Genomic DNA, 21966 nt, shown 5'->3' with positions numbered 1-21966 from the left:
CGCGAAAGAGTACCCCAAAACTGCGCGCGGCGCGTTGCTGGGCTTGGCTGGCTGGTAGATCGACAGGGCCGACAAAAGCGACCTATTTAGCGTGCCGGCGCGGCGGGGTCTCGTCGGCGCGCTTTCGGTCTTGATGGGGGTCCGGGCGGGCGGCAGGGCCGGGGCGAGGTGCGAGCGTGGGGCGTGGGCCTGCCACGCGGGCCGTGGCGGGCCTGCTGAGGGGTGGTGAGGGCGTGGGGTGGGTGAAAGAAAGCCCGCGCTAGGCGGGCTTGTGGGTGGCTTGCGGTGGCCGTCAGTTCGCGGCGGGTGCGTCGGTCAACTGGTACGGCTTGAACGTGCAGACCGTGCGCCCTGCCTGCGTGTTGATGGCGTGCGCCATGGTGGCCTGCAGCGGCGCTATCTCGTTGCGTGCGAACACCATCGCTGCTTTCTCCACGTCACCGAAGCCGCCGGTGCTGTTGGGTAGCATGCCCATAAGCTGGGGCGGCACGCGATGCGCTGCCAGTATGTCGTCGCGGCTGCAATTCTTGATGTTCAAGAAGTCGTCCTTCGCGGCCACTTCGCTGATGGGGATCAGTTGCACGCCATCCTTGGCGCCACCTGGCGCATAGTAGAAGACGTTGCGAAAGTTCCCTGCCCCCTTGGTGTTGGTCAGCTGCATGCGCAGCTTGTCAATGTCGTCTTGGTTCTGTGCCTCGTCGGTCACATACAAGATGAAGCCAGCGTGCGCACCATTGGCGAAGTATCGGCGGCGGAACAGCGTTGCGCTCTCATTGAGGATCGCGGATTGAAGCGCGCCAAGGTAAGGGGGAGTCCGTAGACTTCTTGGTGCAGATCGGGCTCGCGGAGATGAACAATTGAGCCACGCTCGAATTCGTGCGGACTTTTCATGTCCGTGACAAAGAAGTTGCGATCTGGTTCAATGCCGCGCCGCATGTACTTGCCCAGGCATGGGAGCAATTCGAGCAGGCCGCCCAGCCGGTTGAATCGCTTTTCGAGATAGCCATTCCCTAGCACCAGATAGTCAAGCGCTAGCGCGCGGAATGTGTCGGCGCTCATCCACTGCGACGGCACAAACGTGCTGGTGAGCACATTCACCTTGAACCGCAGCGCGCTTTCGTGATGCGCGCCGATGCGCAGCAACCGAGCCAACGATGCCAGGCTAACCGGCGGCTCGTAGTAGTCGCCGTTTTCCATGCACTCGGCGTATTCGAGCAGGGCCGACCGGCCACCGATAACGGGCTCGGGGTCTCCAAGCTGGAAAGTGAACGACTCTGATTGGCCGCCGCGAGTGTTCGGACTGTCGGTGGGCTGCGGCGTAGCGTCGTTGGTGTGCTGCTTGCGATATTGGCGTTTGCGTTTTGGCATGGGTCAATCTGATACGGTGATGAAAGAGCGGCCGGTACTGGTGGCCATGTCGGTGCCTGCGTCCAATGGCTCATTGCTCAACGCATTGAGCAATGACCACCCGAGATCAGCGTGGCCCGTAGTCTTGCTGCGGCCTGCGGAGTAGGTGACGCTTCGGCCACTAGGTGTCAGTTCGCGCTTGATCGACATGAGGTGACTCATCAGCTCGCGTTTGTCTGCGTCGAATTCCAAGCGGCCGGACCTGATCACCTGCTGACCCTTGAGCACCAGCATGGTCTTGCTGTCTACGCTGTAGTTGATGCCGCGTGCGCGTGGGTAGAACTTGCGCACCAGCTCATGCACTGCAGCGCCGATGCCAGTGGTGTCGATGGTGATGTGCTCGACGTTGTAGCGTTGGGTCACCTTCTTGATGGCGTCCGCTTGGGCCTCGAAATCCGCGCCCTTGAATTGCAGTGTTTCGAGCACGCGAAACGAACCGCCTGTCTTCGCTGGTGGTGCGACGACGACAAGTCCAGCGCTGTCACCCGTTTGGCTGGGGTCGTAGCCAATCCAAACCGGCGCATATCCAAGAGGGCGCTGTGCGAACTGCTTGAAGTCCTTCCAGATTTCCCAGCTGTCCACCATGCAGGGCTGCAGATCGGACATGGGGAACACAGAGAACGAATCGTCGACAAACCCGCACATGAGCAGATTGGCGAATTCTTCATCCGAGTATTCGAGCTGCAACTCGGCCAGGTCGAATAGATCGCAGCCACCATTGAGCGCGTCAACGATGGTGACGATGTTGCGCCACATGCGATCCTCGCCGGTGAAGCCGGTAGCGAGTTTTGCATGTGTGATGTCCACCTCGATCTTTGATTTCTTCTTGAGGCGTTCGCCGCTCCAAAACGCATAGGCGGCATGCTGGATGCTGGAGGGTGTCGAGAAATACGTCTTGCGCCATTTCTTGTGCATGGCCATGCCGCTGGCCACCTTGTTGAGGCGCTCGAAATCGGTCGTCCAAAAGAACTCATCAAAATAGAAATTGCCGTGGTAGCCCTGCGCGGTGCGCGCGTTGCTGCCGAGGAAATACAGCGTTGCACCGTTGGCCAGCACGATGGGATCGCCCTTGAGTTCAACGCCGCACACATCGTAGACAAACGATGTGATGTACTGCTTGAAAATGTGCGCCTGCGACTTGCTGGCAGAGAGAAAAATCTGGTTGCGGCCTGTCTCTAGTGCGTCAATCAGGGCTTCGCGAGCAAAGTACCAAGTGGCGCCGATTTGTCGCGATTTCAGAATGCTGCGGGTGCGTTGCTGGCTGCTATGCCACCACTGCAACTGATACTTGAACAGGCTATCGAGGAACGCCGATTTCAGCTGTTCGATGTGCTCATCGGTAAGGAAATTTCTGGATGGCTGCTTTTTTGGCGCAGCGTTCCGCCGTTCGATGTTCGGATTCAGATCAACTTCACGCCCGGTCGTCTCATACTTGCCGATGCGCGCAAGGCGCTCAGCTTGTCGGCTGAGCAGGTCGATTTCCTTGAAGTCTCCACCCGTCTTCTGCTCTTTCATGATGAGGCAGACAAGGCGCGCTTCGAGCGTGCATTCCACGCGGTGCGTGGGCGTCGCATCGTTCCACTTCTCTGACTTAAGCCAGCCGTGCAAGGTGCCGCGTGGAATACCAAGGTGCTCGGAAATGTGCGACAGTTTCCAACCTTGCCAGTACAGCCCGCGTGCATCGCGTCGCTTGCCTGCGCCGCCGTAATTCACCGGACTGGTATCACCTTTGGGCAGGCCGTTGAATTGGCTTACCACCTGGTCGTGCAATGCGGCGGCTTGCCGGGCCATCGTTGTTTTGGATGGATTGGCCTTGATGCGTTGGGCTTTGGGCGCGGCGTTGTCCTGCGCGACTTGCTTTGTCATGCTTGCCAGTGTCTGTCGCGCGCGCGCGGAAATCGACAACGTAAAAATGTGATGTGCGCAGCCACAGTGCGCGCCAATTGCAGCGCATGAGCCATATGCGGAACATAGGCGGTGAATCAACTTTCATCACCGAGGGCCGCAAATGGCAAAGAAATTTTTCCGCGTAGCTGTTGAAGGCGCAACCATTGACGGCCGCTCCATCAAACGCGCATGGCTGACGCAAGCCGCCGCCAACTATGACCCTGAGGTATACGGCGCGCGTGTCTGGGTGGAGCACATGCGCAGCTATAGCGCGGACTCTCCTTTCAGTGCCCAGGGCGACGTGATCGAGCTGAAGGCCGAAGTGATCAAGGGCGGAAAGCTCGATGGAAAGATGGCTCTCTATGCCGCCATCGCTCCGCTCGATGACCTCGTGAAGCTCAACAAGCGCGGCAAGAAGGTGTATTCGTCCGCTGAAATCGTGCCCGAATTCGCGGACACGGGCGAGGCTTACATGACTGGTGTAGCCGTGACGGATGAGCCTGCAAGTCTCGGCACTGAAACGCTGAAATTCTCGGCGGAGAAAGACAAGAAGCGTTTTTCCAGTGGCTTCATCGCAACCGAGCTTGACTACGGTGATGAAGAAGAAGACGACGATGACGACGATGACACGCGGCCTGAACCAGCGGCCAAAAGGGCGAGCGTGCTCTCCAAGGTGCTGGGCAAGTTCCGCAAGCTGAACGGCCGCCAGGAAGACACCGAGAAGTTCAGCGCGCAGGCCGCCGAAGTGATGGAAGAAACAGCCGAATCGGTTGAGGACTTGCAGGGGCGCGTAGACAAGCTGGAGTCCGAAAACAAGGCTCTGAACAAGAAGTTCACCAAGCTGCAGGCGGCACTCGATGACCAAACCGAAAAGCTGAGCAAGCAGGACGGCAGCGGAACCAAGCGACCGGCCGCGACGGGATCGGAAACCAGCGACGCCGTGGCTGATTGCTGATCGAGAAGCCGATTAAAAGCCCACACCGCAGTACCGCATCCACCGAATCAAATCGATTTCCTTTAGGGACCAGACCATGAGAAACGAAACCCGCATCCTGCTCAATCAGTACCTTGAAAATCAGGCGCGACTGAACGGGATCAGCGACGCATCCGTGAAGTTCGCGGTCGAGCCGACTGTGCAGCAGCGACTCGAAGCCCGCATTCAGGAAAGCAGCGCATTCCTGAAATCCATCAACATCGTCCCAGTCGATGAAATGATGGGTGAAACGCTCGGCATTGGCGTCGATGGACCCATCGCGAGCCGCACTGATACGTCCGGCGCTGGCCGTCGTCAAACGCGCGATGTCAGCGCGATGAACGATCAGAAATATCTGTGCGCGCAGACCAACTATGACACGCATGTGCGCTATCCCAAGCTCGACATGTGGGCCAAGTTCGGAAACAAGTTCCAGCTGCTGCTGTCGCAGGCGATCCAGCAACGCTGCGCGCTCGACCGCATCATGATCGGATTCAACGGCACCAGTGTGGCGGTCACTACGAATCGCGCGGCAAATCCGCTGCTGCAGGACGTGAACAAGGGCTGGCTGCAGTACGTGCGTGAGAATGCCGCGCAGCGTGTTCTCGATGGCTCCAGCGGAACCAATGCGGCGGGCAAGGTGGTCGTGGGCACGGGCGCTGGCGCGGACTACGCCAATCTCGACGGGCTGGTCTACGACGTGGCCAACACGTTGTTGGAAACGTGGCATGTCGGGGCCGGTGATCTGGTGGCCATCGTGGGGCGCGGTCTGATGCATGACAAGCTGTTCCCGCTGGTTAATGATCAGAACGCACCGACAGAAATTCTGGCGGCCAGCATTGTTCGCAGTCAGAAGCGCTTGGGTGAACTGCAGGCCATCACCGTGCCATTTATGCCGGAGGGAAAGATTGCAATCACCAGCCTTAGCAATCTGTCCATCTACTGGCAGCAAGGTGGCCGCCGTCGCCACGTCAAGGAGGCGCCAGAGGCAGACCGCATCGAGACCTACGAAAGCAGCAATGACGCCTTCGTGGTGGAAGACCTGGGCAAGTTCGCGTTGATCGAGAACATCGAGCTGCAGGACTGAGCGACAACGCTGGCAAATAGCCCGCCCTAAAAAAGGGGCCGCTATTTGCCAGCTGCCACACAAACGCGGGGAACATCAACATGCGACAGACACCAGCGCAGCGCAGCTTTATGCACAAGAGCGCCGCACAGCAGCAGGCGCAGGCCGATGCTGCAAACGTCCACGGCGAAACGGTGGGCGAAGCCTTCGAGCTGATGATGATGCAGCTTCGGCAGCACCGCAGTGATCTCAAGGAAATCAAGTCCATCGAAATGAAGGTGGATGCCAAGCGCAAGCTACTTCCGCTGTATGACGCCTATGTCGATGGCGTGTTGCAGTCGCGGCCAGGCACTCAAGATCAGGTGATTGCATATGCCATGGTCTGGAGTCTGGACGCGGGCCTTTATGCGCGCGGCATCGACATCGCCGAGTACATGCTGGCCGCTGGTGTCAATCCGCCAGACGACTACAGGCGCAACGTGGCCACGATCCTGCAGGACGAAATTTCCACCGCCGTGTGTGACGGGAAGCTGGTGGGCGATGAGGCACTGCAGACCGTCCGGCGCGTCATGGAAATGACCAGTGCAGCCGACACGCCAGACCAGCCGAAGGCACGCCTGTGCAAGGCCGCTGGCTGGGCGCTGGTGGGCAAGACCAGTACCAGCGATGCGGACATTGCCAGCCTCTCGCCAGAGGTGTGCGAGCAGGCATTGCCATACCTGCAGCGAGCCATCGAGCTGGACAAGCTCGTGGGCGTGAAAAAAGACATTGAGCGATTGGAGCGTCGGGTCAAGAAATAGCCCGAGCCAGTTGCTCGAAACCGAGCGTACCCCGCGCCGTGGCGGCCCCTGGGCAAAGCAGCATTGATTTGCATATGCCGAAGCCCAGGGCCACCGCCACACCTACACCGATCCGGAAGAAGGCCCCATGTCATTCGTTGCACCGCATGTGAATCCACCGCTCAAGCAGGAAGAGGGCGTGGTGATGAATGACGGCTTTTTCCCGGACATCGATTGCGAGCGTCTGCGGGCCGACTCGCGCATTGAATCCACCGTGACCACGCCGCGAATGCGTGAGGCCATAGAGGCCGCCATTTGGGCCATCAACGCCGAGTTGCGGGACTGGCGCGAGCTGCAGGAATCGCAGGGCTACGCGACGTTGGGCGACGTGCCTGCCGCCACTATCGGAACTGGTGCCGAACGCGAGAGCGTGCGCCTCAAGCAATACCGCCACGCCATCAAGTGGCACGTGTTGGCCGAAACCGCCGAGGTGGCGCGCGACATGGCCACGCTGCCGCAGGGTGCGGGCAAGGAGGCCCGGGTAACAAGCGGGGTCGAGGTGCGCGTCTCCGGTTTCAACCAGAGATTGCGCTTTGCCATTGCCGATCTGCAAAGCCGCTCGCGCGTGATCGCGGAATTGATATGAGCGCCGTCACCAGCAACCAGAGCGCCACGGTCCGTGCACATCAGCACGAGGTGCTTGATGCACTGATGTGGCGCACGCTGGGAAAAACGGCGGGCAATCTTGAGGCCACGCTCGAAGCCAATCCGGGCTTGGCAAAGATCGCGACCGATCTGCCGGAGGGGCATCCCGTGCGGGTGGTGGAGTCGGCCGAGCCGGTGCAAGAGCGGGTTTATCTGTGGGACTGAGAACATGAGCAAAGAAATGATCAGAGATATCGCAGTTGAAAGCGCCAAGGCATCGCCGCCCGTTGCCGTGGTCACCACATCGGTGGCGCAAGGCTGGTCGATCAATGCAACGGTCGGAACACTGACCATCGTTTATCTGCTGTTGCAAATCGGGTGGTTGCTGTACCGCTGGCGCAAGGCCGCGCAGGGCACGCCGGTGAAGGGCGAGTAATGGAGCAGGCACGGCAATCGGTTGTTCGCGTGATCGTCACGGCGCTCACGCTGTCGGCGGCCGGGTTCGGTACGTGGAAGGCGAACGAGGGGTTCGGTGCGAACCCATACATCCCGACCAAGGGCGATGTGCCAACGATTGGCCACGGCTCCACGCGCTATGAAGATGGCACGCCCGTGCGCATGACAGATCCGCCGATCACGCGAGAGCGTGCGTCCCAGCTTGCGCGCGGACTTGCGGCCGAGGATGAAAAGCGCCTTATCAAGTCGTTGCCGGACGTGGTTCTGTTGCAGGGCGAGTTCGATCTCTACATGGATTTTCTCGGCCAGTTTGGCTATGGCAACTGGACCAAGCCGCAAAGCCCGCGCACATGGTTGCTGCGTGGTGACTACGTCGGCGCGTGCCAGGCGTTAGAGGCTTGGCGTTTTCAGGCAGGCCGTGATTGCCGCCTGCCGGTCAACTGGGGGCCGCAAGGCTGTAGAGGTGTTTGGCTTCGGCAAGAGCGCCGCATTGCGGCATGTATGGAGATGCAGAAATGAAACGCATACTTTTACTCATTGCAATCGCTGTCGCGCTGATCGGCATGTCGGGATGCACTGTGGTCCCGGCGCAGTCAGCGGCCAGCGGCTGCAGGCTGTTGAATATCGCGCTTGACGAAGCGGACATGGCCTCTGCATGGTACGAGGAGGCGGGTGATGTGCTGGAAGAGTGCGGAATGACAGACGCGCGCGAGCGTGCCGCGTTCAAGGCATGTTTGAAAGACCTGCAGGATGAGGGCACCCGTGCTTGCTATGACATGTAAACCAAGGCAGCGCGGCACGCTCGATGTGACCATCATCCTTTGCGCGTGCCTTGCGCTCGCGGCGTGGGCGTTCTACGCATGGGCAGAGGGGCAGGGCTATGACCGCGCCATGGTGGCGGCGGGGAAAAAAGAGAAAGCGCAGGACGCGGCCAATGAAACGGAACGCCAGCGCCAGATCCGCGAGGTCGACGACAGCCAGAAACGTCATCGCGATGAAAAAGACCTGTTGACCAAGCAACTGAACGAGGCCAAAGAAAATGCAAAAATTTCGCAGATCGAGCGTGATCGCGCTTTGCGCGCTGGCACTCAGCGCGTGTCAATCAGGGCCGCCGCTTGTGTGCCCGCCGTCATACCAACTGGCAACACCGCCCAGTCTGGAGCCGCTGGGACTCAAGAAGCGCGCGCCGAACTTGTCGGAGCGGATGCTGTTGAAATTTTCGGCATCACCGACGACGGAGACGACGCAATCCGAGATCTCAATTTCTGTATCGACCGATACAACGGGGCCGCCGCAGAGGTCGAGCGCTACAAAGCCAGATTGAAGGGGGTGCAACATGTGGAAGTTGCAGAGCCTGCGAGCGCTCATTGAGTCGGCAAACCCCGACCTCGTGCGTGATCCGCAAAACCTCATCGTGCTGGCGCACGAAGGGCGCACGGTGTCCACGTTGGCGGGCGGGCTCTCGTTCGAGTACGAATACACCATCGAAATCACGGTGCTGAACTACGTTGGCCACACGGATGCGCTGTTTGTGCCGTTGCTGGCTTGGGTGCGGGTGCATCAATCCGAGCTGCTGGACAATCCGAAGACTCAGGCCAAGGGTCTGGAGTTCAATGTGGAATTGCTGGAGTTGTCGAGCTGTGACATTGCCATTCGCGTGCCTGTCACCGAGCGGGTGGTGGTCAAGGCCGACGAAGATCACCCAACGCGACTGATTGCCGAGCACCCGCCAGAACCGGGTGTGCCAGGCATGGCGGGCATGGCTGAACGATGGGAGCTATACCTAAAGGACCAGTTGCTGGCGCAATGGGATATGGAGATCCCGCCAGAGCGCGCGCGCTTCGAGTCGCTGCGCTTCTTCTGATGGTCTGAACAATGGCCGACTTCAAAGCGCTCGAAACGTGGGCCGAGAGCATGCTGCAGAAGCTGCAGCCGAGCCAGCGCCGCCGCATTACGGTAGACGTCGCCCGCAAGCTGCGCGCCGCCAACGCCGCGCGCATGGCTGCGCAGACCGACCCGGACGGAAACCGCTGGGAGCCGCGCAAACCACCAGCATCCACAATGCGTAGCAAGGCCGGTCGCATCCGGCAGGCGGCCAAGCAAAAGCTGCCACTCTTTGCCAAGATGAGGGCGGCCAAGAATTTGAAGGCGCGCGGCTCGCCTGAGTCCGCGCTGGTCGAGATCGTGAGCCGTGCCCAGCGAATCGCGCGCGTTCATCACTTCGGTGAAACCGACAACGTCAACCCGCACGGCCCGGCCTATCGATACCCAGCACGCGAGCTGGTGGGCATCAGCGATGCTGACACCGATCTGATTCGCGACGTGCTGCTGCAGCATCTGGCCAGCTAGTCCGCAATATGTGATGTGCGCAGCCACAGCCCGCCGCGCTGGCCTTCACGCGCGCGCGGCGGCAAAGTGGGTGCATGTCGCAAACACCGCAGCAAAACACACCGCAGGAACAGGCCCGCAAGCTGGAAAACATTGCTGGCCTCGGCGTGGTGCATGCCGTGAATCTTCGGGCCGCGCGCTGCCGCGTGCAGATGGGCGAGAACATCACCGACTGGTTGCAATGGTTCTCCGGCCGCGCAGCTGGCAAGGATGGTTCGCATTGGTGGCCGCCGGTTGTCGGTGAGCAATGTCTGGTGATCGCACCGGGCGGTGACCTGCTGCAGGGCGTTGTGCTGCTCGGCTTCTACTCCGACGCCAACGCCGCACCCAGCAACAAGAAGGCCGTGGAGCACACGCGCTGGTCTGAAAAAGACTATTCCGAATACGCGCCCGAGGCGCACATCACGCACCACGAAAAGAAGTTGCGCACTGAGGTTTCGAACACCTGCAGCGCCACCATGGAGCCGCAAGAGTTCCGCATGGATGTGGGAGACGGCTGCAGCATCACGATGAAGCCGAACCAGATCACCCTGCAGGCCGGGGCGGCCACGCTGCAGATCGGCCCGGCCACTGTTACGTCCAATGTGGATGTGATCGCTGCAGGCATTAGTTTGATGACGCACGTTCACACCGAAGTCACCAAGGGTGTGATGCTGTCCGGCGTGCCTGCTGGCGCAGGTGGCGCCATACCCGGAGGGCTTGCGCCATGATGAACCGCACCACCGGCCAGCGCATCAACATGCTCGAACATGTGCGCCAGAGCATCACCGACATCCTGAGCACTCCGATCGGTAGCCGCGTCATGCGCCGCACCTACGGCAGTCTTGTCCCCGCGCTGATCGACCAGCCCGACAACCTCGCAACCCAAACACGCGTGTTTTCCGCTGTGGCCTCGGCGCTGATGCGTTGGGAACCACGTATCAAGGTCTCGAAGATGTCGCTCACGCGAGATGCCGACGTGCCAGGTCGCGCCACGCTCAATATCGATTGCGCCTACACCGGGCAATTCGGCCGGGACTCGTCGCTTTCGTTGTCCGTGCCGTTGACTGGGGGAACTGCGTGATTGATCTGCAGACACTCGCACCGCCGAGCGTGGTCGAAACGCTGGCGTTTGAAACCATCCTCGCGCAGGGCAAGGCAGATTTCGCGGATCGCATGCGGCCGCACCTGCCTGGCATTGATGACATCCTGAAACTTGAGTCTGACCCGGTGGTCAAGCTGCTGGAATCGTTCGCATTGCGCGAACTGCTTTTCCGGGCTCGGGTCAATGACGCGTCGCGCGCGCACCTGCTGGCGTTTGCCTCGGGTGCTGATCTGGACCAGCTGGCCGCCATGTTTGGCGTCGAGCGTATGGCCGACGAGTCGGATGATCGATTCCGGGTGCGCCTGCAACTGCGCATCGCCGCGATGGGCGCGCAGGGAACGCGTGAGTATTACGAATACAAGGCGCTGACCGCCTCGCCATTGGTGCGAGCGGTACGCGCCACGCAAAGCGCGCCGGGCAAAGTGCTGGTGATGCTGTGGGTGGTGGATGCCGCGCAGGCACAGGCCGTGCGCGAGCTGGTCAATTCCGCACTCAATGCGGATGACGCCCGCATGCTTGGCGTCGTGCTCACCGTGGCCGTGGCTGAGCCGCACGTCATCAACATCACCGCGCGCATCACGCGCACCAGCAGCGCGCCGGGCAACCTGCCGCAGCTGATGCGCCAGCGTCTGGCCGCAGCGTTTGCCGACATGGGCATTCTGGCGGGCACGGTGGCGCGCAGCTACATCACCACGCTGCTGCACGTCGATGGCGTGCATGCCGTGGAGTTCCCCGACGATGCAGCGCCAGCGGTCACCACCACCATTGCGGCCGGTGAATATCCGGCGCTGGGCGTAGTGCAATTGATTGATGCCGGGGTGGTGGCATGACGACGACGCCGCGCACCATCCTGCCGCCGTCATCCACCACGCTGGAGCGAGTGATTGACACCACGTTTCCGCGTGGCTGGGGCGCAATGGCCGATGGCATCGAGCCTGCCGCAGTGCTGGCCAATGACAGTTTTTTGCCGTGGGTCGCGCAGCAGTGGCAGATCAGCCGATTTGATCGCTACTTTGACGACACGCGTGAGCTGATCGCGCAGGGCCTGCCGTGGTTGCGCGAGCGCGGCACCGCTGCTGGTGTACGCCGCGTGCTGTCGTGGCTCGGATACACCAGCGTCACGCTCGACGAGGACGGCGCGCGCTTGCACATCAATCCGGGGCGTGAGGTCAGCAATGCCGACATTGCCCGGATGGCCTATGCCGTGCGCAACACGATCCCGCTGCATGTGTCGTTTTACCGGGTGTTCTATCGCTATGACCTGCGCATGCTGCGTTGGGACAACCGGCCGTTGTGGGATGCAGCGATCTGGGACAACGTGAGCGGTGCGCCTGTGGATGTGGGCGACGACGGCGGTGTGGTCATTGGTAGCCAAGCGGTATTTCAGCAGTCCATTTGCAACCCGCCCAAGCTGGAGCCGCTGCAGTGCGCAAGCGAATTCACCTACATCAGTCAGATGCGAAGGCCTGATGTGATGCGGTGGGACGTTTCGCGCTGGGACGGCGCGGTACATCGCACTACCGTGGGCGTATTGCACTGGTTCACATGCTCGATGGTGCAGCCGTATCAAGCGCAGCAGCCGCAAAACACTCACTTCGAGGGGATGGCGAGCCAGTGTGATAGCGCGCGCACGGCGCATCAGGTGGCGGGTGCGGAAGTCACATTTTCGGGCGAATGCACGCCGCGTGTTGTGGGTGATCGCAAATGGCGGGGGCGGTGGGACTCAACGCCTTGGCGCGTTCAAAACATTCAGAGTAACTATTACGAAACAACGGAGTGAAGAGCATGCAAGTGCTGCAACAAAACGGACGCAAGATGTTGGCCAAAGCCATGATGGCCATGACGGTGCATGTAGCGTTGGGGCGTGGTGATGGCGTGTGGAACGATCCACCGGCCACGCCTTCCGACAGGGCGGCGCTCATGGATGAAATCGGGCGACGTCTTGCCACCGAGGTGGCCTACGTGGTGCCCGCCACCGAAATTGATGGTGACATTGAGTTGCCCGGAAAGATTTTCTACAAGCGCGTCGCTGAGCCATCCCAGTTTCTTTTCGTTCGCGCTACGTTCGGATTTGATGACGCAGTGGGCGAGTCTGTTCGCGAGATGGGCGTCTTCTTTGGCACGCAAATCGCTGCCGGTGTGCCTGCGGGTCAGCGATACCTCTCGCCAGATCAGATCGCAGATGCTGGGGAAATCTGGTCAATGGAATTCCGGGCGCGCATGGTGCGCGACGGCGGAACCAAGGGCAATGAAGAAATCGTAATCCCGCTATGAGGGCCTGAATATGACGATTTACAACGGATTCGATGCGGCCAAGGGCTATACCAAAGTGCTGGTGCATGCGGACCGCGTGGCGGGATCCGCCGAGCAGAACGAAGCGCAGTCCATCATCGATCACCGAATCACCCGCATTGCAGACGTGCTGTTTGCCGACGGTGATATCACCGAGGGCGCGCGCTGCACGGTCAATGCCGAAACCGGCGAGTGCTCGATGGAGGCGGGCGGCATCTACATTTCGGGCGCGGTGCATGATCTGGCTGCAGCATCGCTGCAGGTGCCCGTCGTCGGGCTGGTTTATGTGGGCGTGCTCTACCGTGAGCGCGTGGTCACGGCGGTGGATGATCCAACGTTGTACAACCGCGCAGCCGGTGCGGCCGGGTATGGTGAGCTTGGTGCGGACCGCTTGCAGGTGTCCACCGCGTGGGGCGTGCAGGGCGATGGCCAGCCGGGCAATTTCTATCCAGTATGGACCATCCGCGACGGCGTGGTGACGCCTCGCGAGCCAGCGCCAACGATGAACGCCACCACCCAGGCTATCGAACGTTACGACCGAGACAGCACGGGTGGCAGCTACGTGGTGCGCGGGCTGGTCACCATTCAGTCGGACGATGATGAACAAGGGCGGCAGGTGTTCGCTGTCACGGCGGGCGCGGCGCGCATCAGTGGCCGCGCCGTCGAGCAGCCGGTGGACCGCCGTGTGGTGTTTGCGGCCGTGCCAGATGTCGAGCTGATCAGCGGTGAGCCGCACAACGTGGACACGGCCGGGTTGTTGCATGTGCAGTTCGACCGCTGGCCGGTGCTGCAGCCTGCCAAGGTCAAGATTCCGCGCAACCGTGTGGCGCAGATCTCGCACGGCCCGTTTCTGGGTGCTGCTGATCCGTTGCCAGAAAACAGCGTGTACAAGATCAACAGCGTGAAGCAAGGCGGAACCACTTACCAAAAGGACGTGGATTACAAGCTGACCGCCGGGCAGGTCGATTGGAGTCCGGACGGAGCGGAAGTGGTGCCGGGCAGTGAGTACACGGTGGATTTCGACTACATCAGCACAGAGGACGTGCTGAACCAGACGCCGCGCGGATTTGACGTGCAGGGCGGCGTGCCGCAGACCGTCTTGCAGGTGGACTATGCCTATGCGATGAAGCGCATCGACCGAATCGTGATGAACGGTGCGGGCGAGCTGGACATCATCAAGGGCATCCCGGCCACATGGCAACCCGTAGATCCGGACGTACCGGGCGGCGTGCTGGCGTTGGCGAGCGTCGTGCAGACGTGGGATGCAGACACGCGCCGCACTGTGGCCGACGCCGTGCGCACGGTGCAGATGGACACGCTGGTGTCGTATGCAACCCGCATGGATGACATCGAGCTGGATCTGGCAGAGCTGCGGCTGGCCACGGACGTGGCGGGTCGATACAGCGGCCTGAAAAAGGGCTACTTCGCCGATCCGATGATGGACAACACCATGCGAGATCAGGGGCGTGAGCAGACGGCCATGGTGTCGGGGCAAGCGCTGCAGCTCTATGAATTTGAGGGTGCATTTTTGATGGGCGACGGTGTCACGGCCTATGGGCTCGCATATGACTTTGTCGCGGCTGTATCCCAGCTGAGTTTCAGTCGAGCGATGGCCATCAATCCAAGCGGGGCGGCGGGGCAGCTTCCGGCAACCATTGCGCTGCAGCCTGCCGTGGATCGGTGGGAGGCACCATATCCGCAGGCGTATCCATTGGCCATTGATCGCAATGCCAGCAGGTACACCATTCAATCGGCCTTCGATGAGCTGTACGACAAATCGACCATCGACGTGAGCAACGTCCATATGCGTCAGATCGAGGTCACATTCAGTCTGTCCGGCTTCCGCCCGCTGGAGCCGTTGGCGAGCGTGGCTTTTGATGGCGTGCCGGTGGCGGTGACACCGGTAGCTGGTGGCTCTCTGATCGCCAACGCGCGCGGCGAGGTCTACGGTGCGTTTACCGTGCCTGCCAATATTTCCATTGGCATGAAGGCAGTGGAATTCGTGGGCGAGAACGGTAGCAAGGGCTCGGCCAATTATTTGGGCGGTGCTGTGCTGACCTTGAAAACATACGGTCGCTGGTCAACCATGTACGGCGGCTACGGAGCAGGATCTGGAGTGGTGACCTATGTCATTTGATTCAATTGTCCAAATCATCACGCCCACGGCGGTGATGCAGTGCGCGGGCGCAAACCTGTTTTTTGCGGCCGCTGGTGGTGACGTGCTGGTGTCCATGTGCATGCTCGATGAAAACGGGCAGCTCGGCAACGTGATGGCACGTGCGCGCCTCGGCGTGCAGGCCATCAAGACAAATGGCGAGGCTACGCGCTGCCTGTGGGATGCTCCAGTGCTGGTGTCCGCCAATGTGCCGCTGGCCTTGGTGGTCGATGCATCCGACACCATCACGTCGGTACATGTGGGGCAGTACGGCGAACAGAACCAGACCGGCGGCTGGGTGACTGCGCCGCAGGCCACCATCGGCACCTACTGGCAAACCAACGCATCGGGCATCACCACGCGTTACGCCAATCGAATGCTTCGCTTCGAGCTGTTGGCGGTGCGGTACACCGAGCAGAACAAGACGCTGATCATTGGTTCGCAAGCCGTTGTCAATGCAACCAGCCTGATGGTCAACGCAGGGGCGCAGCAGCCTGCCAGTGATGCACGCATCACCTACAAGCTGGAGTTGCTGACTCAGGCCGGTGCCGTGGTGCGATCGATGGATGTCGATTCCGGCCAGACCGTGCAGTTGAGCGAGCCGCACACCGGAACGGCACGGCTCAGCGCCACCATGCGCGTGGGTGCAAGTGGCTTGGGCGCGGTACTGGAGCCCGGCACCGTACTGGCCGTGGGGAGCTTGCTGGAGTCGGGTACTTACATCACGCCCGCCATCGCATCATCAGGCGGCACGGATCTGCGCGTCATCTTCGAGGGCGATATTCCGGGCGGATCCGGCGTGATGGTGGAAGCGCAGCTCAACGACGCGGGCGCATGGGTGGCCGTGCCGTGGGAGAGCAGTAGCGCGCAGACCGCAGGTGTGATTGAGCTTCATCATCGAAAACAAGCCATCAATGCGCAATCGCTGCGCCTGCGACTGACGCTAAGCGGTACTACCACGGCCCGGCCCAAGGTGCGCAATCTGCGCGCGGTGATTCTGTAAGGGGTGACACATGGCCAACGAAATCACAGGGCACTACGGCTTGCCGCTGCCGGACCCTGCGGCATTCCTTGAATATGACGTTTTCAAGCTGCGCGATGCCATCTCGGGCATTGACAGCCTGATGCACCAGGCCGCGCTGAATTTGGCACAGCGTGCGCAGGAGTTGGATGCGTTGATCGAGCAGAGGGCGAACGCGCTTGCGCAGTCCAAGCTCGATGTGACGGCGACGGTGGGTGTCGAAAATGGCGGAACCGGTGCCAAAACGGTGTCCGGGGCTCGGGCCATTCTGAGTGTTCCATCGCGCACCGGCAGTGATGCGTCCGGTAACTGGCCAATCAACATCACCGGGAGTGCTGCCAGTGCGACCGATCCAAACGCCATGCCGAAGGCTGGTGGCGCTTTCACTGGGTCGATCACTACGGCGAGCAACGTGGGGGCAGTCACGGGCGCGGGTGGTTCGAAGTTGCAGGCAATGGGCGACGCATCCAACGCGGCGATGATCTCTTTTCATCGGGCTAGCGCCTATGCGATCAACTTTGGTTTGGACACTGACAACGCGATCCGCATCGGCGGATGGTCTCAGGGCACAGGCGTTGCACGGTGGACGCTGGACGCCAGCGGAAACATGACGTCGAGCAGCAACGTGACGGCGTACTCGGATGCGCGCCTGAAAACAAATGTCGTCCCTGTGCTCAACGCGTTGGCGCGCATCAGGGATTTGCGCGGCGTCTACTTCACTCGCATTGACGATCCGGCGAAGGCTCGGCAGATGGGTGTAATCGCGCAGGAGGTGCGCGAGGTGTTTCCAGAGGTGGTGCTGGAGAGCAAGCCATGCGCAGACAGCGAGGCCACCATTCTGACGGTGGCCTATGGAAATCTTGTCGCGCCGCTGATTGAGGCCGTGAAGGAACTGGACCGGGAAGTCCAGGCATTGAAAGGGGCGCGGGCATGAGCACGCTGACATACACACCGTTGCGCGTTGTGGAACACCTTGAAAAGGTCGAGGTGGTTTTTCGTCATTCCGATTTGCCGAAGGCCTTTGCGCAAATGCTTGTCTCGTTGCCGATCTGTGCGGATGGGAAGTGCCTCGAAGGCGTGGAGCTGGACGCGGGGATACTGGATCAAGCACCGCCGCGCGAATGGTTTGAAGCGCAAGAGAGGCGACTGGAAGGCACGCAGATCGTACAGACGCTACCGGCCGCATTCCGCGCAGTCGCCCCGGTGATTGCGCCGATGCGCTCCCCTGAATGGTTTGAGGACGTGCAGGTGGGTGAGCCGAGTTTGATCGATGGGAAATGGGTGCGGCAATCACACATCATGGATCTGCGTTCGCCGCAGAATCTGCAGCAGCTGAAAGAGCGTATGAAGGCCGAGATTGCCCGCGTACGGTACGACAAGGAAACCGGAGGCATCACCGTGGGCGGGGCGCGCGTGCTCACGGATCGTGAATCGCAATCCACCATCACCGGGGCGCATTCGCACGCCTTGGCCGACCCGGAAACCATGATCGAGTGGAAGGCTGAAAACGGCTTTGTTACGCTGGGTGCTGCTGAAATCATGCAGTTCGGAACAGCTGTTTTTCGTCACGTTCAATCGTGTTTCGCGCGTGAGCGGGTGCTGCGCGAGCAGGTCGATGTGACCGGCAACATTCCGGCCCTCATGGCGATTGATTTCCAATCTGGATGGGGCGTTTGAAATGGCATTGCCATCGTCCGGCCCCATCTCGTTGCTGCAGATTGCCCAGGAGTTTGGCGGATCTGCACCGCATGAATTGAGTGAGTATTACGGCATCGTTTCAGGCATTCCGGCCTCTGGCGCGATCTCGCTATCCCAGTTTCACGGAAAGGCCGCAGCGGGCGAAGCAACATACACGGCAAATGCTGATTTCACGGTGCCAGCGGGCGTTACCTCTATTTGCTTTGTGGCTGTGGGGCGCGGTGGTAACGGCACGTTCGACGGATCTGGCGGTGGGGGTGCGTTGGGATGGAAGAACAACGTTGCTGTCACGCCGGGGCAAGTTATCCAAGTGCGATTCAATTCAGCCGCATCTGGAAACACATCGGTGACTATTGGGGGTGTCGTATATCAGGCTGGTAACGGCTACTTCGGCCCGCCGAACGTTCCATCATCTAGTGGCGGTAGTCGTTCTGGAAACTTCGATGGAGGTGGGGCTGGTGGCGGCGGATACGGCGCAGCTGGTTCTGGTGGTGGCGGGGCGGGCGGATATCTGCATGCGGGTGGGCAAGGTGGCTCCACAAATTATTCGGGTGTCGGTAGCACGACTGGAGGCGGTGGTGGCGGCGGGGTGGACGCCAACTACCGCAAGGGCGGTGGTGGTGGTGTTGGCTTGAAGGGCGTGATTTCGGGGACGTCGGATACCGTAGGTCCGGGCGTGGGGGGCGGCGGCGGTCAAGGTGGTGCTGGCGGAGCATCTGACTACACCGCGGTCGGCGGCGCTTACGGCGGCGGGGGGAGTGCGTCGAATAGTACGCCAGAGGCTCAAGGTGGCGTCGGTGCCGTCCGTATCATCTGGGGAGCGGGCCGCTCATTTCCCTACGCGGCGGCGTAGCCCGTCGTTCTGTTCAAGCGTCAGCCACAGGGCGCATTACTGGCGCATCCGCACGCGCGTGGGCACCATGACTGCATTGTTTCTATCAAGGAAATCCAATGCCTTCTTGGTTGCCCGCCGCGCTCTACGTGCTGGCATTTCTCTATCTCGCTTGGTGCATCTTTCCCATCGTCGCGGTGCTCAGTCTGCAGGGCATGCCATGGGAGCATCGCGTCAAGGCAGCGAGCTGCTTTTTGCCTGTCGCGGTTCGCGGCGCGCTGGTCACCTTGCCTGCTCTTTTGGCACCCATTGTGGTGCCCATCGCATTGCTGTTCACGAAGTGGGGAGACGATAAACTACCGCGCCTGTTCCGCTGGTGGGATAACGACGTATCAATCAACGGCGACGCGGGCCTGACGTGGAGCCCTGACCTAGTGACTGGCATCGGCAAGCCCGACCGCGTGCCAGAGGACAACGCCGCCGACGTCATCGCCCTGTGCTACTGGGCCAAGGGCCATCACCCGCGCAGCTACTGGGCGCGCCTTGTGTGGCTGGGCTGGCGCAATCGTGCCAGCTGGCTGGCTGCGCAGTTGGGCGTCAAGTCCGATCTGGCCGGACCGGTGCAGAGCTGGGGCAACACTGATGCAGGCCGCGAGATCGAGGGCTGGTATCTGCTGGAAAACGCAGGCGTCTACCAGTTCTTCCGGTCCAAGCGTTTGGGCAAGTTCTGCCTGCGCACCAACTACGGCTACAAGGTCAACCACCAGTACATGGGGCGTGCTCGCCTGCCGGTGGTCAACGTCACTTTCTCGCTGCTTCGCTGGAAGGGCGAAGACGCCACCGCCAACGTGGCCAGCGCCTGAGATCACCAACGGAGTATCAAACCATGGCTGTCACTGACTACCACCACGGCGTCCGCGTCGTTGAAATCAACGAGGGAACCAACACCCTGCGCACCGTGTCCACTGCCATCGTCGGCTTGGTGGCCACGGCAAGCGATGCGGATGCGACGGTGTTCCCGCTGAACAAGCCCGTGCTGTTCACATCCATCTCGAAGGCCCAGGCCGCAGCGGGCACGCTCGGCACGTTGTCCATGGCCCTGTCCTGCATTGCAGACAATGCACGCCCGGTGATAGTCATCGTGCGCGTGGCGGATGGCGAAGGCGCAACCGATGAGGAACGCGCAGCAGACCAGACCAGCAAGGTGGTGGGTGACTACGTGGGCGGCCAGCGCACTGGCATTCAGGCGCTGCTTACGGCCGAGCAGCAGCTCGGCGTGAAGCCCCGCATTCTCGGCGCGCCCGGTCTGGATACCAAGCCCGTGGCCGAAGCGCTCACGTCCGTGGCCGAGAAGCTGCGCGCGATGGCCTACGTGTACGGCCACGGCGCCGAAGACGTGAGCGAAGTGCTGGGATATCAGCAAGGGTTCAGCAAGCGCGAAACCATGGTGCTGTGGCCTAACTTCACCCGCTGGAGCACCGTCGAAAACAAGGCGGTTGAAGTGCCGGTGGTGGCTTACGCGCTCGGCATGCGTGCCTACATCGACCAGACGCAGGGCTGGCACAAGAGCATTTCCAATGTCGCAGTGAACGGCCCTACCGGCATTGCCAAGGATGTGTTTTTCGATCTGCAGAACCCGGCCAGCGATGCAACGCTGCTGAACGAGGGGAACGTCACCACGCTGATTCGCAAGCAGGGCTATCGCATCTGGGGTAGCCGCACCTGCAGCAGCGATGAAAACTTCTCGTTCGAAACTGCGGCGCGAACTGCGCATGTGTTGGCCGACACGATGGCGGAAGGGCACTTCGAGTTCATCGACAAGCCTATGACGCCGAGCCTCACCAAGGACATTCTCGAAGGCATCAACACCCGGTTGCGCCAGTTGAAGGCGCTGCAGTACATCCTGGATGGCAAAGCGTGGATCAACGAAGAAGTGAACACCACCGAATCGCTCAAGTCCGGCAAGCTGATCATCGATTACGACTACACGCCGCTGCCGCCGCTGGAAGACCTGACATTGCGCCAGCGCATCACGGACCAGTACTGGGCCGACTGGGCTCTGCGCGTTTCTACCGGCAGCTGAGCCGGGCCGCCTGAAACTCATATCAAGGAATAGCCATGGCACTGCCGCGCAAACTGAAAAATTTTGTCGTCTTCGTGAACGGCACCGACTACCGGGGAGAGGTGACGGAAATCGTCATCCCGAAGCTCAAACGCAAGATGGAAGGCCACCGCTCCGGCGGCATGGGTGGAGAGGTCAAGCTCGATTTCGGCGTCGATGGGACGCTGGAAATGGAGATCAAGGGCGCGGGCTGGATGAAGGGCCTTGCATCGAAGTGGGGTTCTCCGCTGCACAACGCCGAGCTGCTGCGTTTCGTGGGTGCCATCCAGACCGATGAAACCGGCGCGGTCACTGCCGTGGAGGTCACTGGGCGCGGTCGCATTGAAGAGCTCGACCAAGGCACCGCCAAGGCGGGAGACAAGCTGGAGCCGTCTTACAAGTACGTGCTGAGCTACTACAAGCAGGTGGTGGACGGCAAGGTTGAATTCGAAATCGATCTGGTGAACATGATCGAGATCGTGGACGGCGTGGACAACATGGCTGCAACGCGCACCGCGTTGGGCATCTGACCGAACAGAACGCAGCTGCCAAGCTGTCATGCGCGCTTGGGTCAAGCCGGTGCGCATGGTTTGCGGCGGGTGTGCGTCGTTGCCGCCCGCCGCCTTTTTTATTCAAAGCACCGAGAGCCAATCATGAGCACTGCAAAGCAATCCAACGAAAACGCCGCACCGACGCAGGCGCCGACACCTATTCCAGTGCCTGCAGCCATCGCCGTCGCCGCTGCGCGCAAATTCGTGACCCTCACGCTGGAAACGCCAATCCAGCGCGGCGAGCAGACCATCACCAGTATTCAGCTGATGAAGCCGCGCACCGGCGACCTGCGCGGCCTGTCGCTGGGCGAAGTGTCGATGATGAAGACCGATGCCGTGGCGGAGTTGCTGCTGCGCATCACGGTGCCATCGCTGCTCAAGCACGAAGTGGCCGAGATGGATGTGGCCGACCTGATCAATTGCGCCGTGGAGATCACGGGTTTTTTCGCCTCGAAGGCGGACATGGCCTCCCCGACTGCGTAGAGGCGGCCATGGCCGACGTGGCCATGCTGTTTCATTGGACGCCGCAGGTCATGGATGCCATGGAACTGGGCGAGCTGATGCACTGGCGGCACCTGGCTGTGGAGCGACACAACGCAATGCATGCGCCGCCCGAGTAGATTTTTCGATT

The 21966-nt window shown here is 61.0% G+C and carries 27 protein-coding genes and 1 pseudogene; 26 read left to right on the top strand and 2 right to left on the bottom strand.

Annotated features, from left to right (window positions below; all coding sequences use genetic code 11):
• Window positions 1-292: 292 nt before the first annotated feature.
• Window positions 293-1368: pseudogene (locus G7047_RS13640) on the bottom strand (phage portal protein).
• 3 nt (window positions 1369-1371) lie between these two features.
• Window positions 1372-3273, bottom strand: a complete 1902-nt coding sequence (locus G7047_RS13635) for a terminase large subunit domain-containing protein (protein ID WP_166306260.1) — start codon at window positions 3271-3273, stop codon at window positions 1372-1374.
• Between the two features lie 142 nt (window positions 3274-3415).
• Between G7047_RS13635 and G7047_RS13630 the strand changes: the two genes are divergently transcribed.
• From G7047_RS13630 to G7047_RS13505, 26 genes are all read left to right on the top strand, one after another.
• A complete protein-coding gene (locus G7047_RS13630; protein ID WP_166306257.1) occupies window positions 3416-4249 on the top strand; it encodes a GPO family capsid scaffolding protein in 834 nt (277 codons plus the stop codon).
• A gap of 76 nt (window positions 4250-4325) precedes the next feature.
• Entirely contained in the window at window positions 4326-5354 is a 1029-nt protein-coding gene (locus tag G7047_RS13625; protein WP_166306254.1) for a phage major capsid protein, P2 family, read from the top strand.
• An 80-nt stretch (window positions 5355-5434) separates the two neighbouring features.
• Window positions 5435-6133, top strand: coding sequence for a phage terminase small subunit (gpM, locus tag G7047_RS13620; protein WP_166306251.1), 699 nt, complete (start codon window positions 5435-5437; stop codon window positions 6131-6133).
• 127 nt (window positions 6134-6260) lie between these two features.
• Complete coding sequence (locus tag G7047_RS13615) at window positions 6261-6758, top strand: head completion/stabilization protein (protein ID WP_166306248.1); 498 nt, start codon at window positions 6261-6263, stop codon at window positions 6756-6758.
• Window positions 6755-6982, top strand: coding sequence for a tail protein X (locus G7047_RS13610; protein WP_166306245.1), 228 nt, complete (start codon window positions 6755-6757; stop codon window positions 6980-6982). The genes G7047_RS13615 and G7047_RS13610 overlap by 4 nt, the downstream gene beginning before the upstream one ends.
• 16 nt (window positions 6983-6998) lie before the next feature.
• Window positions 6999-7193, top strand: coding sequence for a hypothetical protein (locus G7047_RS13605; RefSeq protein ID WP_240939483.1), 195 nt, complete (start codon window positions 6999-7001; stop codon window positions 7191-7193).
• On the top strand, window positions 7193-7732 hold the full coding sequence (locus G7047_RS13600) for a lysozyme (protein WP_166306239.1): 540 nt from the start codon (window positions 7193-7195) through the stop codon (window positions 7730-7732). The genes G7047_RS13605 and G7047_RS13600 overlap by 1 nt, the downstream gene beginning before the upstream one ends.
• Window positions 7729-7995, top strand: a complete 267-nt coding sequence (locus G7047_RS13595) for a hypothetical protein (protein ID WP_166306236.1) — start codon at window positions 7729-7731, stop codon at window positions 7993-7995. The genes G7047_RS13600 and G7047_RS13595 overlap by 4 nt, the downstream gene beginning before the upstream one ends.
• 25 nt (window positions 7996-8020) lie before the next feature.
• On the top strand, window positions 8021-8584 hold the full coding sequence (locus G7047_RS13590; RefSeq protein WP_166306233.1) for a lysis system i-spanin subunit Rz: 564 nt from the start codon (window positions 8021-8023) through the stop codon (window positions 8582-8584).
• On the top strand, window positions 8550-9077 hold the full coding sequence (locus G7047_RS13585) for a phage tail protein (RefSeq protein ID WP_166306230.1): 528 nt from the start codon (window positions 8550-8552) through the stop codon (window positions 9075-9077). Before G7047_RS13590 ends, G7047_RS13585 begins: the two co-directional genes overlap by 35 nt.
• Before the next feature lie 11 nt (window positions 9078-9088).
• Complete coding sequence (locus G7047_RS13580; protein WP_166306227.1) at window positions 9089-9562, top strand: phage virion morphogenesis protein; 474 nt, start codon at window positions 9089-9091, stop codon at window positions 9560-9562.
• Between the two features lie 74 nt (window positions 9563-9636).
• Entirely contained in the window at window positions 9637-10311 is a 675-nt protein-coding gene (locus G7047_RS13575; protein ID WP_166306224.1) for a phage baseplate assembly protein V, read from the top strand.
• The gene (locus G7047_RS13570; protein ID WP_371813834.1) at window positions 10308-10664 is read left to right on the top strand and encodes a GPW/gp25 family protein; all 357 of its coding nucleotides are present in this window, start codon (window positions 10308-10310) and stop codon (window positions 10662-10664) included. Before G7047_RS13575 ends, G7047_RS13570 begins: the two co-directional genes overlap by 4 nt.
• Complete coding sequence (locus G7047_RS13565) at window positions 10661-11515, top strand: baseplate J/gp47 family protein (RefSeq protein WP_205904689.1); 855 nt, start codon at window positions 10661-10663, stop codon at window positions 11513-11515. Before G7047_RS13570 ends, G7047_RS13565 begins: the two co-directional genes overlap by 4 nt.
• On the top strand, window positions 11512-12465 hold the full coding sequence (locus G7047_RS13560) for a phage tail protein (protein WP_166306221.1): 954 nt from the start codon (window positions 11512-11514) through the stop codon (window positions 12463-12465). Before G7047_RS13565 ends, G7047_RS13560 begins: the two co-directional genes overlap by 4 nt.
• A 5-nt stretch (window positions 12466-12470) precedes the next feature.
• Window positions 12471-12959, top strand: coding sequence for a hypothetical protein (locus G7047_RS13555; RefSeq protein WP_166306218.1), 489 nt, complete (start codon window positions 12471-12473; stop codon window positions 12957-12959).
• Between the two features lie 10 nt (window positions 12960-12969).
• Window positions 12970-15114, top strand: coding sequence for a DUF4815 domain-containing protein (locus G7047_RS13550; RefSeq protein ID WP_166306215.1), 2145 nt, complete (start codon window positions 12970-12972; stop codon window positions 15112-15114).
• The gene (locus tag G7047_RS13545) at window positions 15104-16135 is read left to right on the top strand and encodes a virulence-associated protein (protein WP_166306212.1); all 1032 of its coding nucleotides are present in this window, start codon (window positions 15104-15106) and stop codon (window positions 16133-16135) included. Before G7047_RS13550 ends, G7047_RS13545 begins: the two co-directional genes overlap by 11 nt.
• Before the next feature lie 10 nt (window positions 16136-16145).
• Window positions 16146-17087, top strand: coding sequence for a tail fiber domain-containing protein (locus G7047_RS13540; RefSeq protein WP_166306209.1), 942 nt, complete (start codon window positions 16146-16148; stop codon window positions 17085-17087).
• A gap of 29 nt (window positions 17088-17116) precedes the next feature.
• Window positions 17117-17830: a DUF4376 domain-containing protein gene (locus G7047_RS13535; RefSeq protein ID WP_240939551.1), complete on the top strand. Its 714-nt coding sequence runs from the start codon at window positions 17117-17119 to the stop codon at window positions 17828-17830.
• A 1-nt stretch (window position 17831) separates the two neighbouring features.
• Window positions 17832-18704, top strand: a complete 873-nt coding sequence (locus tag G7047_RS30940) for a hypothetical protein (RefSeq protein ID WP_205904690.1) — start codon at window positions 17832-17834, stop codon at window positions 18702-18704.
• Window positions 18705-18802: 98 nt separating this feature from the next.
• A complete protein-coding gene (locus tag G7047_RS13525; RefSeq protein ID WP_166306203.1) occupies window positions 18803-19546 on the top strand; it encodes a hypothetical protein in 744 nt (247 codons plus the stop codon).
• Between the two features lie 23 nt (window positions 19547-19569).
• The gene (locus G7047_RS13520; protein ID WP_166306200.1) at window positions 19570-20766 is read left to right on the top strand and encodes a phage tail sheath subtilisin-like domain-containing protein; all 1197 of its coding nucleotides are present in this window, start codon (window positions 19570-19572) and stop codon (window positions 20764-20766) included.
• A gap of 35 nt (window positions 20767-20801) precedes the next feature.
• Window positions 20802-21314, top strand: a complete 513-nt coding sequence (locus tag G7047_RS13515) for a phage major tail tube protein (RefSeq protein WP_166306197.1) — start codon at window positions 20802-20804, stop codon at window positions 21312-21314.
• A gap of 123 nt (window positions 21315-21437) precedes the next feature.
• Window positions 21438-21818, top strand: coding sequence for a phage tail assembly protein (locus G7047_RS13510; protein WP_166306194.1), 381 nt, complete (start codon window positions 21438-21440; stop codon window positions 21816-21818).
• 8 nt (window positions 21819-21826) lie between these two features.
• Window positions 21827-21955: a GpE family phage tail protein gene (locus G7047_RS13505; protein WP_166306191.1), complete on the top strand. Its 129-nt coding sequence runs from the start codon at window positions 21827-21829 to the stop codon at window positions 21953-21955.
• The last annotated feature ends 11 nt before the right edge of the window (window positions 21956-21966 follow it).

It is taken from the genome of Diaphorobacter sp. HDW4A (genome assembly GCF_011305995.1).
Taxonomy (GTDB): Bacteria; Pseudomonadota; Gammaproteobacteria; order Burkholderiales; family Burkholderiaceae_C; genus Diaphorobacter_A.
The sequence above is the reverse complement of the archived record's forward strand: the minus strand, read 5'-3'. Positions and strand labels throughout refer to the sequence as shown.

Bases quoted from the DNA above. Each gene is read 5' to 3' on its own strand.
- G7047_RS13635 (WP_166306260.1), bottom strand. From the start codon at position 3,273: ATGACAAAGCAAGTCGCGCAGGACAACGCCGCGCCCAAAGCCCAACGC.
- G7047_RS13630 (WP_166306257.1), top strand. From the start codon at position 3,416: ATGGCAAAGAAATTTTTCCGCGTAGCTGTTGAAGGCGCAACCATTGAC.
- G7047_RS13625 (WP_166306254.1), top strand. From the start codon at position 4,326: ATGAGAAACGAAACCCGCATCCTGCTCAATCAGTACCTTGAAAATCAG.
- gpM (WP_166306251.1), top strand. From the start codon at position 5,435: ATGCGACAGACACCAGCGCAGCGCAGCTTTATGCACAAGAGCGCCGCA.
- G7047_RS13615 (WP_166306248.1), top strand. From the start codon at position 6,261: ATGTCATTCGTTGCACCGCATGTGAATCCACCGCTCAAGCAGGAAGAG.
- G7047_RS13610 (WP_166306245.1), top strand. From the start codon at position 6,755: ATGAGCGCCGTCACCAGCAACCAGAGCGCCACGGTCCGTGCACATCAG.
- G7047_RS13605 (WP_240939483.1), top strand. From the start codon at position 6,999: ATGATCAGAGATATCGCAGTTGAAAGCGCCAAGGCATCGCCGCCCGTT.
- G7047_RS13600 (WP_166306239.1), top strand. From the start codon at position 7,193: ATGGAGCAGGCACGGCAATCGGTTGTTCGCGTGATCGTCACGGCGCTC.
- G7047_RS13595 (WP_166306236.1), top strand. From the start codon at position 7,729: ATGAAACGCATACTTTTACTCATTGCAATCGCTGTCGCGCTGATCGGC.
- G7047_RS13585 (WP_166306230.1), top strand. From the start codon at position 8,550: ATGTGGAAGTTGCAGAGCCTGCGAGCGCTCATTGAGTCGGCAAACCCC.
- G7047_RS13580 (WP_166306227.1), top strand. From the start codon at position 9,089: ATGGCCGACTTCAAAGCGCTCGAAACGTGGGCCGAGAGCATGCTGCAG.
- G7047_RS13575 (WP_166306224.1), top strand. From the start codon at position 9,637: ATGTCGCAAACACCGCAGCAAAACACACCGCAGGAACAGGCCCGCAAG.
- G7047_RS13570 (WP_371813834.1), top strand. From the start codon at position 10,308: ATGATGAACCGCACCACCGGCCAGCGCATCAACATGCTCGAACATGTG.
- G7047_RS13560 (WP_166306221.1), top strand. From the start codon at position 11,512: ATGACGACGACGCCGCGCACCATCCTGCCGCCGTCATCCACCACGCTG.
- G7047_RS13555 (WP_166306218.1), top strand. From the start codon at position 12,471: ATGCAAGTGCTGCAACAAAACGGACGCAAGATGTTGGCCAAAGCCATG.
- G7047_RS13550 (WP_166306215.1), top strand. From the start codon at position 12,970: ATGACGATTTACAACGGATTCGATGCGGCCAAGGGCTATACCAAAGTG.
- G7047_RS13545 (WP_166306212.1), top strand. From the start codon at position 15,104: ATGTCATTTGATTCAATTGTCCAAATCATCACGCCCACGGCGGTGATG.
- G7047_RS13540 (WP_166306209.1), top strand. From the start codon at position 16,146: ATGGCCAACGAAATCACAGGGCACTACGGCTTGCCGCTGCCGGACCCT.
- G7047_RS30940 (WP_205904690.1), top strand. From the start codon at position 17,832: ATGGCATTGCCATCGTCCGGCCCCATCTCGTTGCTGCAGATTGCCCAG.
- G7047_RS13525 (WP_166306203.1), top strand. From the start codon at position 18,803: ATGCCTTCTTGGTTGCCCGCCGCGCTCTACGTGCTGGCATTTCTCTAT.
- G7047_RS13520 (WP_166306200.1), top strand. From the start codon at position 19,570: ATGGCTGTCACTGACTACCACCACGGCGTCCGCGTCGTTGAAATCAAC.
- G7047_RS13515 (WP_166306197.1), top strand. From the start codon at position 20,802: ATGGCACTGCCGCGCAAACTGAAAAATTTTGTCGTCTTCGTGAACGGC.
- G7047_RS13510 (WP_166306194.1), top strand. From the start codon at position 21,438: ATGAGCACTGCAAAGCAATCCAACGAAAACGCCGCACCGACGCAGGCG.
- G7047_RS13505 (WP_166306191.1), top strand. From the start codon at position 21,827: ATGGCCGACGTGGCCATGCTGTTTCATTGGACGCCGCAGGTCATGGAT.